A 16,651-nucleotide genomic window follows, 5' to 3' on the forward strand; every position below is an offset into this window, starting at 1 on the left:
CAAGGGATGGTGAGTGGCTTTGTCCGCCGTGCGGGAGCCGGAGCGGCCGGCGCCCGGGTTCTTGCACACTCGTCCGAAATATCGAACCCCGATCGGTTCTTCGGACTCTCAGGATGATAGACATCCCATCGCAATGGTCAATGGCTGTCGCTGGATTCTGTGAAAGCGCTGTGATCGACGCCGGTCACCCTCGTCTGCCCGCCCGGCGGTTGTTCCGCTCGGGCTGAGACATGTGATGACTGATGGGCGCTGGACCCGAGGACGCGAAGCCAGGACCTTCAGTCCGCGGGAGTCCCCTGGCCCTCGGAGTCGCCGGACCGCAGGTGCTCCCGAAGCCAGTGCTCGGTGTTGCTGACGTGCAGCAGGGTGGCGGCCTGGCTCAGGGGGGCGTCGTGGCCGCGGAGGGCGGCGTAGATGGCCTCGTGCTCCGCGAGGGTGCGATCGGACGCCTGGCCGTCGACCAGTCCGCGCCAGACGCGGGCGCGCAGGGTGCGGCCCGAGATGCCCTCCAGGAGCGTGAGCAGGGTCTCGTTGCCGGTCGCCGCCGCCACGGCGCGGTGGAAGGCCGCGTCGTGTGCGTTGAGCTGCTCGACATCGTCGCGTGCCTCGCGCATCGCGTCCAGGTGGTCCTTGACCTCGGCCAGTTGGTCATCCGATATCCGGGTGGCGGCGAGCCCCGCTGCGAGCGGTTCGAGCAGCCGTCGTACCTCCATCAGGTCCAACAGGGCACGCGTGTCGCCCTGGAGGAGCTCCACCGCACCGCCGAGCCCCTCCAGCAGCAGGCTCGGCTGGAGGCTGGTCACGTACGTTCCGTCGCCCCGCCTGACCTCCAGGACCCGGGCGACGGCCAGCGCCTTGACCGCCTCGCGGGCCAGATTGCGCGAGAGCCCCAGCTGTGCCGCCAGCTCCGGTTCCGGGGGCAGTTTCGCGCCAGGCGGCAGCGCGCCCGAGCGGATGAGCTCACGGATCTGCTCGATGGCCCTGTCCGTCAGGGACAACGGGAGCTCCTTCCGTGAGTGTGCTGCGCCTCCGGGCCTGTTCGCGAAGCGATCGGTTCGGTGTGGTGCGGCAAGGGTGACGTTGATGATAGCGGGGCGGGTGAAGGGGGGGCGCGGCCCGACCTCTTCCCATTCATGTGATGACTGTCGCGTACCGAACCACATGAAAACTCAATAGAAGGGATGAATCACTCGGCGGAAAGTGTTTTTCATCCCAGCGGAGTGGTTGACATGACCAGGTCGACTGCAAGAGGTTCGGGTCACCCCGGACCCAGGAGTCAGACCATGCCGTCAGCAAGCCCGTCCCGCCGCTCCCTCCTGACCGCCGCCGGCGTGACCGCCGCGGCGACGGCGCTGCCCGCGCTCGCCAGTACCCCGGCTGTCGCGGTCAGCGGCCCGCAGTCCAGCCTGAGCAGGCTGGTGGACATGCGGTTCGGGATGTTCAATCACTTCAACATGGGGACGTTCACCGACGAGGAGTGGGCCGCGCCCCACCAGGACCCCAAGCTGTTCGCCCCCAGCGGCGTGGACTGCGCGCAGTGGGCCGCTGCGGCCAGGGCCGCCGGAATGAGCTACGGCGTGCTGACCACCAAGCACCACGACGGCTTCTGCCTGTGGCCGACCGAGTACAACGACTACAACGTCGCCACCAGCCGCTACCAGCGGGACATCGTCGCCCAGTACGTGAACGCCTTCCGCAAGGAAGGGCTCCGGGTGGGCCTGTACTTCTCGATCTGGGACCGTTCGTACGACGTCCAGGGATACGACAGCCGGCACGGAGTGGGCGCGGACCAGTTCATCGTGCCCGCCGACCTGACCTACATCCTCGGCCAGATCACCGAACTGCTGACGAACTACGGCACGATCGACATGTTCGTCACGGACGGCTACGCCTGGCAGATGGGGCAGCAGGCCGTCTCGTACCAGCGGATCCGCGAGCATGTGAAGTCCCTGCAGCCGGACATCGTCATGATCGACCACGGCGGGCTCTCGGAGCCGTTCCTCGGCGACGCGATCTACTTCGAGGAGCCGCTGGGCATCACGGCGCCGGAGGGGAACACGCACGCCGCGCTGCAGGGGCAGACCATCAGCAACGGATGGTTCTGGCACCCCTCGACGCCGACCACCAACCCCGTCAGCAAAGCGTCGATCCTGTCCCATCTCGTCGATCTGGAGCCCAAGTACACCTCGTTCATCCTCAACTGCCCGCCCAGCCGCGACGGCAGGCTGGACGACAACATCGTCAAGCGGCTGGCCGAGGTGGGTGCCGCATGGCGACCCGACACGTCACGCAAGCCGCTGCCGCCCCAACTTCCGCGCGCCGAACACCCGGTGACACCGGTCAGCGCCTACGCCACGGGCTTCCACCAGGGCGAGGGGCCGATGAACGCGATCGACGGGCTGAGCGACAAGAACTTCGAGACCTGCTGGTCCACGTGGTCCCTGGACCTGCCGCAATCGATCACGATCGATCTCGGCGGGGTCTGGAGCGACGTCTCCACACTCGAGTACCTGCCCAAGCAGTGGAACCGCAACGACTCGACCGACGGCGACATCATCTCGTACACGATCCACACCAGCACCGACGGCACCACGTTCACTCAGGCCGCGGAGGGCATCTGGGGTGGCAGCCGGGCGACGAAAGTCGTGGAGTGGGCTCCGCGGAAGGCGGGCTACGTGCGTATCGAAGCCGTGGAGGGCACCGGTGGCTACGTGAACGTGGGCAACGTGCGGATCGGCGGCCGGAAGAAGAAGCCCGCGCTGGTCTCCCGGGTTCTGCCGGGGGACTCGACGGTGTACCGGCTGGTGAACCGTGCCAGCGGTGAGGTGGCCGACGTCCTCGACGGCGGCACCGCCAACGGCACCGACGTGCGCCAGCGGCCCTGGCGCGACCAGGCCAACCAGAAGTGGACCTTCGTCTCCACCGGCGACGGCTACTACAAGGTCAGAAACCTGGGCAGCGGCACGCTCCTGGAGGTCGCCGGGCTCTCGCGGGCGGACGGCGGCAACGTCGGCATCTGGTCGGACGACGGTGTCCCGCAGCAGCACTGGGCGGTCACTCCGACCGGCGACGGCCACTACTGCCTCACCAACCGCCTCTCCGGACTCGCTCTCAACGTCGACGGAGGTTCCGCAGCGGACGGCGCCGACATCAACCAGTGGACGTACACGCGGGCCGCACGGCAGCAGTGGCGGATCGTGGCGGTGTGATCCGGCCCTGGGCTCAGCCGAGCGAATTCAGTCGCGCCACTTCGTCGTCGGTCAGGGAGAGCTTGGCCGCCTGGAGGTTCTCGGTGAGGTGGTCCAGGGAGGTGGTGCCGGGGATGGGCAGGACGACGGGCGAGATGTGCAGCAGCCAGGACAGGGCGACCTGAGCCGGGGTGGCCCCCGGTTCGGCGGCGAGATCGGCGACCGGGCTGCCCGGCTGGGCGAGCTTGCCGGCGGCGATCGGGAAAGCAGGGGATGAACGCGATGCTCCGGGCGGTGGCGTAGTCCAGCATGTCCTGCGACTGGCGGGTCACGAGGTTGTAGAGGTTCTGGACGCCGGCGATCTCGGTGATGCCCTGGGCCCCCTTCAGTTGCTCCACCGACACCTCGGAGAGGCCGATGTGGCGCAGTTTGCCCTCCGCCTTGAGCTCGGCCAGGGCGCCGATCTGGTCGGCCAGGGGGACCTCGGGGCCGATGCGGTGCAGCTGCATGAGATCGATCCGCTCGGTCCGCAGCTCGCGCAGGGGAGCTCCACCTGCTGCCTGAGGCAGGCGGGACGGCCGACCGGCACGAACACGCCCGGGGCGGGGCGGGTGTTTCCGACCGTGGTCGTTACGACCACGCCCTCCGGGTAGGAGTGCAGGGCGTCGGCGATGATCCGCTCGGTGACCATCGGGCCGTAGGAGTCGGCGGTGTCGATGAAGTTGACGCCCCGTTCGACGGCGGCCTGGACGACGCGGAGGGCGGCGGGCCGGTCGGCGGGCTCGCCCCACACGCCGGGTCCGGTGAGCCACATGGTGCCGATCGCGCGTGCCGACTCGGCAGGAGTTGGCACGGGCGTGCGAACGCCCGCGGCCTGTCGGCTCGGGGGCGAGGTCGGGTGCGGGCGCCCTCAGGAGGCGGGGGGGCTCACGTTCGGCAAGCGGCGGCGGCTCCACGCCGTCTGGATGTGTGCCGCCATGGCCTGCGCGGCCCCGTCGGAGTCCCGGGCCAGTAGCCGCTCGGCGACTGCGCGGTGCTCCGCGTTGGCCCGCTCGCATGCGGTCGCGTCCGGTGTGCCGTTGTACAGGTACGTCGTGCGTGCCTGGGCGTGGAGGATCCGGATGATGGAACGGCCGAGCCTGTTGTGGGATGCCTGCATGATCCGGTCATGGAAGGCCACATCGGTCTCGATGAAGCGTGCCGGGACGACAGTCTCCTCGTCGAGCCGGGCGAGTAGCCGCTCGACCGCTCGCAGGTCGTCGTCGGTGGCCAGCTCCGCGGCCTGGGCGGTCATCTGGGCTTCCAGGGTCGACCGGATGTCGACCAGCTGGTCGAGGACGACGAGTTCGTCGTCGTGCTGGACCGTCGCGGCGAGCACGACGGGGTCGAGGAGGTTCCATTCCTCGGGCGGGGTGACGGTGGTGCCGTAGCCCTGCCGGGCGAGGACCAGCCCCTTGGCCTCCAGGGACTTGACCGCCTCGCGGATGGTGATGCGGCTGACGCCGAACGTCTCGCAGAGCTCGGGTTCCACCGGCAGGGTCGATCCTGGAGGAATGACGCCCGACACGATCGTGTCGGTCAGGCTCTCCATGACGGCCTGCGCCAGTCGGGCCGGACGCTTGGGCCAGGGCTTGAGGACGGGAGGCTCTCCTGCTCTGCCGGTGCTGTCCTTGGCCATGTGTGCCCCCTTGCTGATGCGGATGACGGCGAGTCTACTGTGCAGAACTTCTTGACAGCATTCGTATGACGACTTACGTTACACGAAAATTTCGCAGCCGTACTTCCCGCTCCAAGGGGTGCAAGCCGTGCGCATTACCGAAGTCGAGTGCTATCCGGTCCGGGTGCCGGGAGTCAGTCCGCCCTTCGTGTGGCGGGACGGACTTCTGGGCAGCCCGTCCGAGGGCGAGGCTGCGGTGCTGCGCATCTGTACGGACGAAGGGGTCGAGGGGGTGGCGATGGCCCCTCGGCGGGGCAGCGCTGTCATCCTGGCGGACCTGCTGGACCGCGTGTTGCGCGAGGAGTTGGTGGGGCAGGATCCCCTGCAGCGGGAATGGCTCTGGCACCGTATGTGGGAGCTGGACCGCACGGAGGAGCTCCCGCTCTATCTGCTGGGTCTGGTCGACACCGCGCTGTGGGACCTGGCCGGACGGCTCGCCGACCGGCCCACCTGGCAGGTGCTCGGCGGTTACCGCACCTCGATACCCGCTTACGCGTCCACTGTCACCTACTCCTCGGTCGAGGAGTACCTGGACATCGCCGACCAGGCCCTGGAGCTCGGCTACCCGGCCATCAAGCTCCACGCCTGGGGTGACGCCCGCCGCGACGCCCGCCTGTCGGTGGCGGTGCGTGAACACGTGGGGGACGGCGTCCCGCTGATGTTCGACGGGTCGGCGGGCTTCGACCTGCCCGACGCGATCCATCTCGGGCGCGCCCTCTCGGACGCCGGCTACCTCTGGTACGAGGAGCCGATGCGGGAGTTCAGCGTCACCGCGTACAAGCGTCTCGCCGACGCGGTGGCCGTTCCCCTCCTCGTGGCCGAGACCTCCGACGGGGCGCACATGAACTCGGCCGACTTCATCCAGGCCGGCGCCGCCACCTTCGGAGTCCGCGCCTCCACCCAACTGCGCGGCGGCTTCACCGGCGCGATGCGCACCGCCCACCTCGCCGACGCCTACCGGCTGCGCGCCGAGGTGCACGGGCCGGAGATCCCCAACCGGCATCTGTGCATGGCCATCTCGAACACCACCTACTACGAGTCGCTGGTCATGGGGAACCCCATCAGTCGCGAGAGCGGCATCGACGCCCAAGGCCTTGTCCACGCCCCCACCGGCCCGGGCGTCGCCCTTCCGGCGGGCTTGGACTACCCTCCCGCCCTTCAGGCCTTTGTCGACAAGGAGACTGTCACTCCACCTCGGGCTTGATGACCGGAGCCCCCGGCCCGACCGCCTGTCTCGAACATCCCGAACGCGGCGCCTCTTGCTACTGCGCCATTTCCCAAGATCTGAGGTCAGTCATGAACGACGACGTTCCGGTTTCCTCCCGCCGCCAGCTCAGAAACACGGCCGTCGCGGTCCTGGGCGCCGTCTCCCTGCTCGGGCTCGCCGCCTGCGGCAGTACCGACCCCGCACCCGCGACATCATCCTCCCCCGCGGCCTTCAAGCCCGTCGCGCAGCAGAAAGGCGGCGAGATCACGGTCTGGGCGGATGCCGCCCGTGTGCCCGGCGTGCAGGCGTACCAGAAGGCGCACCCGGGGGTGAAAATCAAGATCGTCACGTACAGCGGGGACGCCAACGGCGCCAACGACCTGCAGACCAAGGTCCAGCTGTTCGACCGGACCGGCAGCGGGTGGCCGGACGTGGCCTTCAGCGCCAATGTCAACGACGGGAGCTGGGCGTCCCAGGGCAAGACCCCCTATGCCGCGCCCGTCAACCAGGGCGTGGTCTCCCCGTCCACGCTCAAGGGCTTCGCCGACGGCGCGCTGCGCCCCTGCACCTTCAACGGCAACAGCTACTGCCTGCGCAACGACCTGGCCCAGAACGTGCTCTGGTACAACAAGAAGCTCCTGGACACGTTCGGGTACAAGGTTCCGACCACGTGGGAGGAGTACCAGGCGCTCGGCGAGAAGGCCGCCAAGGAGCACCCCGGCTACCTGGTCGGAACCGCCGGGGACGCCTGGAGCCCCGAGGTGTACTTCTGGGCGAGCCAGTGCCCTGCCAGCACGGCGACCGGCGCCAAGAAGGTCAAGGTCGACCTGCAGGATTCCAAGTGCACCCGGATGGCCAAGCTGCTCGACGGCCTGATCGCCAAGGGTTCGGTCTCCAAGGACACCGTCTTCAGCGCCGGCTTCGTCAAGAACAAGGCGAGCAAGGTCCTCATGCTCCCCGGCCCCTCCTGGTACGGCCAGGTTCTCTTCAACTCCACGTTCAAGATTCCCAAGGGGCAGATCGCCGCCGCCTCGCCGCTGAAGTTCGAGGGCGACACCAAGAACTACACCGGCAACGTCGGCGGTGGTCTGTGGTTCGTCTCCTCCCACAGCAAGAATCTCAAGGCGGCCTCCGACCTGGTCACGTGGATGACGACCTCCGACGCCTACCAGGGCACCGCCGGCACCTACCCCGCGTACAAGAAGGCCGCGGTCACCTGGCTGGCCGGCCAGAAGAAGACCGGCTACTTCGCCCAGGACGTCAGCCCGGTCTTCGAGGAGGCGGCGGGACTCGTCTGGCCCGGCTGGGCCGCCACTCAGTACAGCCAGGAAGCGATCTACTCCTCCACCGTGGTCCCCGCCCTGAACTCCGGTAAGACCCTCACCGACACCCTGGGCACCTGGCAGACGGCCATCACCGACAAGGCCAAGTCCCTGGGCTACACCGTCAACTAGCGAAGCGGACCCATGACCACCCACCTCGCGACGGAGCGTGGCGGCCGCCGGCGCGGCCGCTCCGCCCGCAATCCGGCCGGACGCGCCGGCTACGTCTTCGTCTCCGGTTACGTCCTCCTCCTGCTCGCCTTCGGCGTCCTGCCCACCTGCTACGCGGTGTGGCTGGCGCTGTCCAACTCCCGCAACCAGCTCGTCGGACTCGGCAACTTCACCCGGACGTTCGCCGACTACCGTTTCGTACCGGCCTTCGTGCACATCGGTCTGTACCTGCTGGTGTGGCTGAGCGCCCTGATGATCCTTGTGGTGCTGCTCTCGCTGATGCTGCACGGCCGCATGCGCAGAGCCTCCACCACCCTGCGGTTCCTCTTCTACCTGCCGGGAGCCCTCGCCGGGGTGGCGAGCGTGCTGCTCTGGCTGATCCTGCTCGACCCGGCGGCCAGCCCCGTCGGCCGGCTGCTGGAGGGCTTCGGCTGGAACAGCCTCGCCGAGGTCAACGCCCCCGGCCACCTGCCGGTGCTCTTCACGGTCATCGCCTTCTGGACCGGGGCCGGCGGCTGGATCGTGGTGATGTACGGGGCGCTGAACAGCATCCCGGTCGAGGTCCTGGAGGCCGCCCGCATCGATGGCGCCAACACCCTCCAGATCGCCTTGCGCGTCCAGATCCCCATGATCATCAAGTGGATCGCGTACATGCTGATCCTGGCCTTCGCCGCCGGCACCCAGCTCTTCGTCGAGCCGCAACTGGTCTCGGTCGCCAGCTGGGGACTGATCCCCGACAGCTGGTCACCCAACCAGCTGTCGTACCAGTACGCCTTCCAGGCAGGCGACTTCAACGGCGCGGCGGCACTCTCGGTCGACCTGCTCGTGCTGGGCCTCGCCTGTGCGGCGCTTGTCGTCTTCCGCACCGGCATGTTCGACAGGGACTGAAAGATGCGTACAGCCTCCACGCCCACCGCCCGCCGAGCCCCGCTGGCCGACACCGCCGGTACCCGCACCAGCCCGAGGAAGCCCATGCGCCGAACGCGCCGCCGCCCGAGGTCGCCGGCCGCCCGGCTGGCCTGGATCCTCGTCATGGGCCTGTTCCTGCTTTTCTTCTGTGTGCCGGTGGTGTGGCTCCTGCTGGCCCCGACCAAGACCGACAGTCAGATCGTGCGGGACAACCCGTTCTCCGTCGGTTCCCCCACCGCGATCGCCGACGCCTGGCACCACCTTTACGCCTTCCAGGACGGCGCCATCCTCACCTGGTTGCAGAACTCGGCCGTCTACGCCTTCGGCGCACTCGTCATCACCCTCGTGACGTCGATCCCCGCCGGCTACGCGCTGGCCCTGACCCAGTTCATCGGGCGACGGCTGCTGCTGACCATCACCATGCTCGTGATGCTGATGCCGGCGGCCGCGATGGTGCTGCCCCTCTACCTGGAGGTCAACGCCGTTCACCTGGACGGCACGATCTGGTCGGTGATCCTGCCCTTCTCCTTCTTCCCCTTCGGGGTCTACCTCACCTACATCTACTTCTCCGCCAACGTCCCCTCCGACCTGCTGGCCGCCGCGCGGATCGACGGCTGCTCGGAGTGGCAGGTCTTCCGGCTCGTCGCGCTGCCGCTGGCCAAGCCCGTGATCGCCCTGGTCGGCTTCTTCAACTTCGTCGGCAACTGGAACAACTTCTTCCTGCCGTTCGTGATGCTGCCCGACAGCTCCGACTATCCGGCCCAGGTGGGGCTGAACAACCTCCTCGCGGCCTCGCCGCTGTTCAACACCTCCAGCGGCACGGGAAACCAGATCATGCGGCCCGAACTGGCCCTGGCCACCCTCGTCACGATCGTGCCGGTCCTGATCGTCTTCCTCTTCTCCCAGCGAGCCCTGGTGTCCGGCATGCTCGCCGGCGCGACCAAGGAGTGAGGCGGCAGCCGCACCCCCTGGCGACGCCTCCGTCCACCCATGGCGCGCCGACACGGACGGGAGCCGTCGATCGTGCTCGGCACCGCGTCAGGACACCGCACGGCAGTGTGTCGAACGCCCGCGGCCGCCGTGCCCAACCGGCGTTCCCTGACGTCGGGGGCGTCCCAAGCCCCACGCCGTCCGTACGACGTTCGCCGATGCGTCGCGAGGCCACGCCCGATCCGGGCTGTCCGGCAGCGCGGCCCGCACTCACCGGAAGGACCCCGATGAAACGTGTTGCCCAGACGATCCGCCTGCGGCCGGAGCACCGTGACTCGTATCTGCGCCTGCACTCCGCGGTGTGGCCGGGCGTCGAGGCCGCGCTGCGGGCTGCGAACATCCGCAACTACAGCATCTTTCTGCGCGAGGACACGCTGTTCGGCTACTTCGAGTACCACGGCGACGACTTCGAGGCCGACATGGCCGCGATCGGCGCCGACGCGGCCACCCAAGCCTGGTGGAAGCTCACCGGCCCCTGTCAGGAGCCCTGGACCGATACCGGCACCGGGGGCAACTGGTCGGACCTGACCGAGATCTGGCATCTGAGTGAGTCCGGCACACCGTGACGACCGTCAGCTCCTCCGTTGCCCGTGCCGGTGATCGACCGGTTCGACGTGCAGTGACGGCCGACGGCCGCGCATCTCCCCCTCGGCTGCAGCCACCTGACAACCACCCATGGCAAGGAGACGCCCAGTGAAACTTCTACGAGTCGGCGCGCCCGGCGAGGAGCGGCCCGCCGTCCGCACCGAGGAGGGCCGGCTGCTGGATCTGTCCTCCATAGCCTCGGACATCGACGGCGCCTTCCTCTCCGCGGACGGCGTCGAGCGGGCCCGGGCGGCCCTCGCGGCGGGATCACTGCCCGAACTGGACGCGGGCGGTGTGCGGATCGGGGCGCCCGTGGCCCGCCCCGGCAAGATCGTCTGCCTCGGGCTGAACTACCGGGACCACGCCGCCGAGACGGGCGCGGCGATCCCCGCGCGGCCGGTGGTGTTCATGAAGGACCCGGGGACGGTGGTCGGGCCGTACGACGAGGTGCTGATCCCCCGCGGCTCCGTGAAGACCGACTGGGAGGTCGAGCTGGCGGTCGTCATCGGCCGGCGGGCCCGCTACCTCGACGGGCCGGAAGCCGCGCGGGCCGTGATCGCGGGGTACGCGATCAGCCATGATGTCTCGGAGCGCGAGTTCCAGCTGGAGTACTCGCCGCAGTGGGACCTGGGCAAGTCCTGCGAGACCTTCAACCCGCTCGGACCGTGGCTGGTCACCGCCGACGAGGCCGGCGATCCGCAGGACCTCGGACTGCGTCTGAGCGTCAACGGCGTGAAGCGGCAGGACGGCCACACCAGCGACATGATCTTCCCGGTCGGCCACCTCGTGGCGTACCTGAGCCAGTACATGGTCCTGGAGCCGGGCGACGTCATCAACACCGGTACTCCCGCGGGCGTGGCCCTCGGCCTCCCCGGCACCCCCTACCTCCGCCCCGGCGACACCGTCGAACTCTGCGTCGACGGCCTCGGCGCCCAGCTCCAGACCTTCGGCCAAGCGTGAAAGGCGCCCCCGTGAGCAACTCGAGCAGCATGAGCGGCCTGTCAGGGCTCAAGGCCGTCGTCACCGGCGGCGCGTCCGGGATCGGGCTGGCCACGTCCCGGATGCTGGCCGAGCACGGCGCCACGGTGGCCGTCCTCGACCTCGCCCCCTCCGGCGCCCCCGAGCCGCTGATCGCCATCAAGGCCGACCTCAGCGACGACGCCTCGGTACGTGTCGCCGTGGACGCCGCTGTCGGGCAGCTCGGCGGCCTGGACATCCTGGTCAACAACGCGGGCATCGGCGCCGTCGGTACCGTCGAGGACAACCCGGACGAGGAGTGGAACCGCGTCCTCGACGTCAACGTCCTCGGGACGGTGCGCACCACCCGGGCCGCCCTGCCGTATCTGCGGCGCTCGTCGCACGCGGCGGTCGTCAACACATGCTCCATCGCGGCCACCGCGGGCCTTCCCCAGCGCGCCGTGTACTCCGCCAGCAAGGGTGCGGTGCTGTCGCTGACCCTGGCGATGGCCGCGGACCACGTCCGTGAGGGCATCCGTGTCAACTGCGTCAACCCCGGCACCGCCGACACCCCCTGGGTGACCCGGCTCCTGGACGCCGCGGACGACCCGGAGGCGGAACGCGCCGCCCTCGACGCACGCCAGCCCCTGGGCCGCCTGGTCACCGCGGACGAGGTGGCGGCGGCCGTGGTCTACCTGGCGAGCCCCGCCGCGGCATCCGTCACCGGCGTTGCCCTCGCCGTCGACGGTGGCATGCAGGGGCTCCGGCTGCGCCCGGCGGTCGGCTCATGAGAGTGACCACGCTGGGTGGCACGGGTGTCCGGATCACCGAGTTGTCGTTCGGGGCCGCCGGCATCGGCAACCTCTTCCGCCCGGTCACCGACGAGGCCGCGTTCGCCGCGGTGGAGGCGGCCTGGGACGCGGGCGTACGCACCTTCGACACCGCCCCGCACTACGGACTCGGGTTGTCCGAGCGACGCCTGGGCGCCGCGCTGCGCGGCCGCGACCGCGACGCGTACACCGTCTCCACCAAGGTCGGGCGGCTGCTCGAACCCGACCCTGAAGGCAGCCACGGCGACGATCTCGCCCACGGATTCGCCGTGCCCGACACCCACCGGCGAGTCTGGGACTTCAGCTCCGACGGCGTGCTGCGCTCCCTGGAAGCGAGCCTGGACCGCCTCGGCCTGGACCGGGTGGACATCGCCCTCCTGCACGACCCGGATCACCACGCCGAGCAGGCCCTCACCGAGGCGTACCCGGCGCTGGAACGGCTGCGCGGTGAAGGCGTCGTCAAGGCGATCGGCATCGGAGTGAACCAGTGCGCGCTCCCCGCCCGCTTCCTGCGCGAGACCGACATCGACGTGGTGTTGCTCGCCGGCCGCTACACCCTGCTGGAGCAGGAGGGGCTGGCGGAGGTACTGCCGGAGGCCGCCGCCCGCGGCAGGAGTGTCATCGTCGGCGGGGTGTTCAACTCGGGTCTGCTCACCGACCCCAGCCCCGGGGCCATGTACGACTACGCGCCCACCCCACCACATGTGCTCGACCGGGCCCTGCGCATGAAGGCAGTCACCGAACGCCACGGCGTACCGCTGCGCGCAGCCGCTCTGCGCCTCCCGTTCGGACACCCGGCGGTCGCGAGCGTACTGTCCGGCGCGCGTTCCGCCGAGGAGGTCCGCGACACGGTGGACCAGCTGCGGCGAACGGTACCGGCCGCGGTCTGGGACGGACTGCGAGCCGAGGGGCTGCTGCCCCCGCACGTCCCCGTCCCTGCCGCCACGCCGGTCGAGGAAACCGGTCGACCGAACGAGGAGCCGTGGGCGTGACCGCCATGGAGGGGAACACCGCTGAGGGCGTCATCGACGCACACCACCACGTGTGGGATCTCTCCGTCCGCGACCAGGACTGGATCACCGGACGGGAACTCGCCCCGCTGCGCCGCGACTTCCTGCTCGCCGACCTGGAGCCCGAGGCCCGGGCCGCCGGCGTCACCGCGACGGTCCTGGTCCAGACGATCGACGTTCCGGAGGAGACGCCCGAGTTCCTGGCGTCGGCCCAGGACAGCGACCTGGTGGCCGGCGTCGTGGGCTGGACCGACCTGACCTCCCCGGATGTCGCCCGCGCGCTCGCGGCGCTGCGGGAGGGGCCGGGTGGCGAGCATCTGGTGGGTATCCGCCACCAGGTGCAGGGCGAATCCGATCCTCGCTGGCTGGTGCGGCCGGACGTGCTGCGTGGGCTCGCCGCGGTGGCCGAAGCGGGGCTCGTGTACGACCTGGTCGTCAGGCCCCACCAGCTCGCGGCCGCCCATGAGACCGCCCGACTGCTTCCCGGCCTCACCTTCGTACTCGATCACGCGGGCAAGCCCCCCGTCGCCACGGGCGAGCTGCGGCCGTGGGCGGACGCGGTGCGCCTGCTGGCCTCCCTGCCCAACACCGTCTGCAAGCTCTCCGGCATGGTGACCGAGGCCGACTGGGACCAGTGGAGCGTCGAGGACCTCAGGCCGTACGCGGACACGGTGCTGGACGCCTTCGGCCCGCGGCGGCTGATGTTCGGCTCCGACTGGCCCGTCTGCCGACTGGCCGCCACATACGCCGAAGTCGTCGCCACAGCACGGGAGTTGACGGCCGCCCTCAATCCCGCCGAACGCCGCGAGGTCTTCACCGGAACCGCCCTGCGGACCTACGGTCTCACCTCTACCGGCTTCCCGGCCGCGCGTGGGTGACGGCGCGTCGCGACAACGGCGTGCCTGGCGTTGACGCCACCACTCCGGCACCGCGGTCGGCAGGAGTGCGTCGGGCTGGCGTCGGGGCCGACCGCCGACGCCCGCGGCAGGCGGAACTCTGTCGAGCAGGGGGGCAGGAGTCGGGTGGCGTCGCTGGGGTTCCCGCCGGTCAGGGACACCGTGAGCGGGATGCCCTGCCCGTCGACGAGAACGTGGTGTTTGCTGCCCTACCGCGCGCGGTTTATAGGGCCAGGACCCCAAATGTCATCCCACCTTTCCTTCAATCTGCCCTTCCTTCGGCACCATTGACAGTGTTGAGCACCGCCTCAATCATTAGACATCCGATGAATCGAGGTCGCTCATGGACACCTATCCGAGACGTCAGGTTCTGGGCGCCGCGGCTGGAATCGCCGCCGCAACCCTTCCCCTCACCTCAGCTACGGCCGCACACGCCGCCGAAGCACCCGCTGAACATGCCGGGCCGTGGGCTCCCGTCCCCGACCTCGTCCCCGTCCCGCTCGATGCCCTCTACGACAACGACGGGGTCGACACCGCCTCCGCACGGGGCGGCGACTTCGACGGCTCGGGCTACACGTTCCCGGGCGAGGAACTCCCCACGGGCCGTGTCGAGGTCGATGGTGCGCACTTCGTCTTCCCGGCCTCGGCATCCGGCGCGAAGAACAATGTCGTCGCACTCGGCCAGCGCGTCGAACTGCCCCAAGGACGCTACCTCTCGGCCGTCTTCCTGACCGCGGGCAGCTACGGCAACGCCTCCGGCAAAGCCACGGTCCACTACGCGGACGGCTCGACCACGACCGCCCCCCTCGGCGGATCCGACTGGTACTCCGCGGGTGGATCTCTGTCAACGCCGTACCGTTACGGACCGGACGGCACCAGGGACGAACATCGTGTGGGGATCGGCACGTCCGAACTGTGGCTCGACGCCCGACGCGACGCCGTAGCGATCACGCTCCCGGTGACCAACCCGGCGCAAGCGAACAAACCATCGCTCCACGTGTTCGCGCTGTCCCTGCAACCTGCCGCCCAGGGACGCGCGCTGGCCTTGCGCGGAGCCCGATCCACGAACTCGCTCCTGGAATCGTCGGGAGCCCAGAGCATCGAAGCCACCGTCGTCAACGCGGGAACCATCGCCGTCCTGGCCGAGGACCGCGTGTCGGTGCGCGTCGAGGTTCCGGGGGCCCGCACCGTCGAGACCGCCCGGATACGCCGCCTGGACCCCGGCGAGCACGCACGCATCCGCGTCGGCATCCGCAACCGTGTGGGTACCGCCCCCGGCACGACCCGGGACGGGTCGGTGACCGTCACCGGCCGTGGAACCCAGGTCGCCTCACAGGAGAGCCGGTTGACCCTCGGCGTCGCCGACTACCAGCCCAGTGCGGCTTCCCTCTCCGGTCACCAGGCACCGTACTGGTTCCAGGGCGCCAAGTTCGGCATCTTCATCCATTGGGGCGTCTACTCGGTGCCTGCCTGGTCGCCGGTCGGAAAGCAGTACGCCGAGTGGTACTGGAACCACATGCAGGATCCTGGAAACGCCGTCTTCGCATACCATCGTGAGAAGTACGGCGAGGACTTCGCCTACGACGACTTCATCCCGATGTTCACCGCGGAGAAGTTCGATCCACGCGCCTGGGTCGAACTGTTCCGGGACGCGGGCGCGCAATACCACGTGCTGACCTCGAAGCACCACGAAGGCTTCGCCCTGTGGGACACGAAGGTCTCCGATCGCAACTCTGTGAAGATGGGCCCGAGGCGAGACCTCGTCAAGGAACTCTTCGATGCCTCCCGCCGCTACACACCTGAACTCCACCGCGGGTTGTACTTCTCCATGCCCGAGTGGTTCAACCCGGACAATCCCTGGATGGGGCACGCCCCGCGCAATCCGTACACCCAGGAGCCGGTGCCGTACACGGGCTACACCGCCGGCAAGGACTATGTGAAGGACTACCAGGCTCCGCAGATGAGGGAGCTGATCCACGGCTACGATCCCGAGGTCATCTGGTGTGACATCGGCGGCGTCAACGACAGTCTCCACGTCCTCGCCGACTACTTCAACCACGCGAAGAACCGCGCCCGGCCCGTCGAGGTCACCGTCAACGACCGGGCCGGCATCGCCTTCCACGACTTCACCACGCCCGAGTACACGACGTACGACAACACCGTCGTCGCCAAGTGGGAGTCCAGCCGCGGCCTGGACCCCTTCAGCTACGGCTACAACCAGGCCACACCCGACGACGCCTACATGACGACCGAAGCGGTCGTGCACAGCCTCGTCGACGTCGTCTCCAAGAACGGCAACTTCCTCCTCGACATCGGCCCGCGTGCCGACGGCACCATCCCCGAGATCATGCAGACCCGGCTCCGTGAGACGGGCCGCTGGCTGCGGACCAACGGCGAGGCGATCTACGACACCACGTACTGGTCCCGCATGGCAGAGCTGGGCGAGGACCTGCGCTTCACCGTCCGCCCGAACGAGGCCTTCTACATCCACTCCCTGGCCAAGCCGGGTGCCAGACTCACCGTCGAGGCACCGATCCCGATACGCAGAGGCGACAAGGTGACGATGCTCGGGCACGGCCGCCCCCTGACATGGACTTTCAGCGACGGAGCGCTGGTGATCGACGTCCCCGAAGCCGCGCGCAAGGAGGGGCAGCACGCGTGGGTCTTCAAAGTGCACTGGCGCGCCTGAGAGCTGAGGGCGCGCCCAGGGCACGACCGTGGTCGCGACGGCATGACGCCGCTCGCGCCACGGCGACCTTGGCGCCGGCGGGGGAAGTGAAGCCGGCGCGGCGGTCCCTCAGCGGCCACCGCTGTAGCCGAGTTCGATCGCGAGGCGGTGACCGCGCCAGTCAGGGCCCGGGCTGATGTC

The 16,651-nt window shown here is 69.2% G+C and carries 15 protein-coding genes and 2 pseudogenes; 12 read left to right on the top strand and 5 right to left on the bottom strand.

Going from position 1 to position 16,651, the window contains the following annotated elements; genetic code table 11:
* Positions 1-278 precede the first annotated feature (278 nt).
* Positions 279-998, bottom strand: a complete 720-nt coding sequence (locus ACH45E_RS30560) for a FadR/GntR family transcriptional regulator (RefSeq protein WP_361453634.1) — start codon at positions 996-998, stop codon at positions 279-281.
* 285 nt (positions 999-1,283) lie between these two features.
* Between ACH45E_RS30560 and ACH45E_RS30565 the strand changes: the two genes are divergently transcribed.
* A complete protein-coding gene (locus ACH45E_RS30565; RefSeq protein WP_361453631.1) occupies positions 1,284-3,209 on the top strand; it encodes an alpha-L-fucosidase in 1,926 nt (641 codons plus the stop codon).
* A 13-nt stretch (positions 3,210-3,222) separates the two neighbouring features.
* On the opposite strand, the gene ACH45E_RS30570 is transcribed toward ACH45E_RS30565, so the two are convergent.
* Together ACH45E_RS30570 and ACH45E_RS30575 are read right to left on the bottom strand one after the other, a co-directional pair.
* A complete protein-coding gene (locus ACH45E_RS30570; RefSeq protein WP_361453723.1) occupies positions 3,223-3,447 on the bottom strand; it encodes an aldo/keto reductase in 225 nt (74 codons plus the stop codon).
* Between the two features lie 64 nt (positions 3,448-3,511).
* Positions 3,512-3,697: pseudogene (locus tag ACH45E_RS30575) on the bottom strand (aldo/keto reductase); the annotation flags it as partial.
* On the opposite strand from ACH45E_RS30575, the gene ACH45E_RS30580 reads away from it, so the two are divergent.
* Complete coding sequence (locus ACH45E_RS30580) at positions 3,608-3,841, top strand: hypothetical protein (protein ID WP_361453729.1); 234 nt, start codon at positions 3,608-3,610, stop codon at positions 3,839-3,841. The pseudogene ACH45E_RS30575 and the gene ACH45E_RS30580 sit on opposite strands and share 90 nt — an antisense overlap.
* Here ACH45E_RS30580 and ACH45E_RS30585 read toward each other — a convergent pair.
* Together ACH45E_RS30585 and ACH45E_RS30590 are read right to left on the bottom strand one after the other, a co-directional pair.
* A pseudogene (locus ACH45E_RS30585) lies at positions 3,796-4,002 on the bottom strand (aldo/keto reductase); the annotation flags it as partial. The gene ACH45E_RS30580 and the pseudogene ACH45E_RS30585 sit on opposite strands and share 46 nt — an antisense overlap.
* Before the next feature lie 96 nt (positions 4,003-4,098).
* Positions 4,099-4,866 carry a FadR/GntR family transcriptional regulator gene (locus tag ACH45E_RS30590; RefSeq protein ID WP_361453628.1) on the bottom strand — a complete coding sequence of 256 codons (768 nt, stop codon included), beginning with the start codon at positions 4,864-4,866 and terminating at the stop codon, positions 4,099-4,101.
* Between the two features lie 127 nt (positions 4,867-4,993).
* On the opposite strand from ACH45E_RS30590, the gene ACH45E_RS30595 reads away from it, so the two are divergent.
* The 10 genes from ACH45E_RS30595 (at position 4,994) to ACH45E_RS30640 (ending at position 16,471) form a co-directional block, all read left to right on the top strand.
* Positions 4,994-6,109, top strand: a complete 1,116-nt coding sequence (locus tag ACH45E_RS30595; protein ID WP_361453625.1) for an enolase C-terminal domain-like protein — start codon at positions 4,994-4,996, stop codon at positions 6,107-6,109.
* A gap of 92 nt (positions 6,110-6,201) precedes the next feature.
* A complete protein-coding gene (locus tag ACH45E_RS30600; protein ID WP_361453622.1) occupies positions 6,202-7,566 on the top strand; it encodes an extracellular solute-binding protein in 1,365 nt (454 codons plus the stop codon).
* A gap of 12 nt (positions 7,567-7,578) precedes the next feature.
* The gene (locus tag ACH45E_RS30605; protein ID WP_361453619.1) at positions 7,579-8,493 is read left to right on the top strand and encodes a sugar ABC transporter permease; all 915 of its coding nucleotides are present in this window, start codon (positions 7,579-7,581) and stop codon (positions 8,491-8,493) included.
* An 84-nt stretch (positions 8,494-8,577) separates the two neighbouring features.
* The gene (locus ACH45E_RS30610; RefSeq protein ID WP_361453720.1) at positions 8,578-9,465 is read left to right on the top strand and encodes a carbohydrate ABC transporter permease; all 888 of its coding nucleotides are present in this window, start codon (positions 8,578-8,580) and stop codon (positions 9,463-9,465) included.
* A 266-nt stretch (positions 9,466-9,731) separates the two neighbouring features.
* On the top strand, positions 9,732-10,070 hold the full coding sequence (locus ACH45E_RS30615; protein WP_361453616.1) for an L-rhamnose mutarotase: 339 nt from the start codon (positions 9,732-9,734) through the stop codon (positions 10,068-10,070).
* A gap of 127 nt (positions 10,071-10,197) precedes the next feature.
* Positions 10,198-11,049: a fumarylacetoacetate hydrolase family protein gene (locus ACH45E_RS30620; protein WP_361453614.1), complete on the top strand. Its 852-nt coding sequence runs from the start codon at positions 10,198-10,200 to the stop codon at positions 11,047-11,049.
* 29 nt (positions 11,050-11,078) lie between these two features.
* Positions 11,079-11,837, top strand: coding sequence for an SDR family oxidoreductase (locus tag ACH45E_RS30625; protein WP_361453717.1), 759 nt, complete (start codon positions 11,079-11,081; stop codon positions 11,835-11,837).
* Positions 11,834-12,868: an aldo/keto reductase gene (locus ACH45E_RS30630; RefSeq protein ID WP_361453611.1), complete on the top strand. Its 1,035-nt coding sequence runs from the start codon at positions 11,834-11,836 to the stop codon at positions 12,866-12,868. The genes ACH45E_RS30625 and ACH45E_RS30630 overlap by 4 nt, the downstream gene beginning before the upstream one ends.
* Before the next feature lie 5 nt (positions 12,869-12,873).
* Positions 12,874-13,764, top strand: coding sequence for an amidohydrolase family protein (locus tag ACH45E_RS30635; protein ID WP_361453714.1), 891 nt, complete (start codon positions 12,874-12,876; stop codon positions 13,762-13,764).
* 361 nt (positions 13,765-14,125) lie between these two features.
* Positions 14,126-16,471 (top strand): alpha-L-fucosidase, encoded by a 2,346-nt coding sequence (locus ACH45E_RS30640; RefSeq protein ID WP_361453608.1) that lies wholly within the window; start codon positions 14,126-14,128, stop codon positions 16,469-16,471.
* The last annotated feature ends 180 nt before the right edge of the window (positions 16,472-16,651 follow it).

Origin of the sequence: Streptomyces sp. NPDC020299 (assembly GCF_044387825.1) — a bacterium.
In the GTDB taxonomy this organism is placed as follows: domain Bacteria; phylum Actinomycetota; class Actinomycetes; order Streptomycetales; family Streptomycetaceae; genus Streptomyces.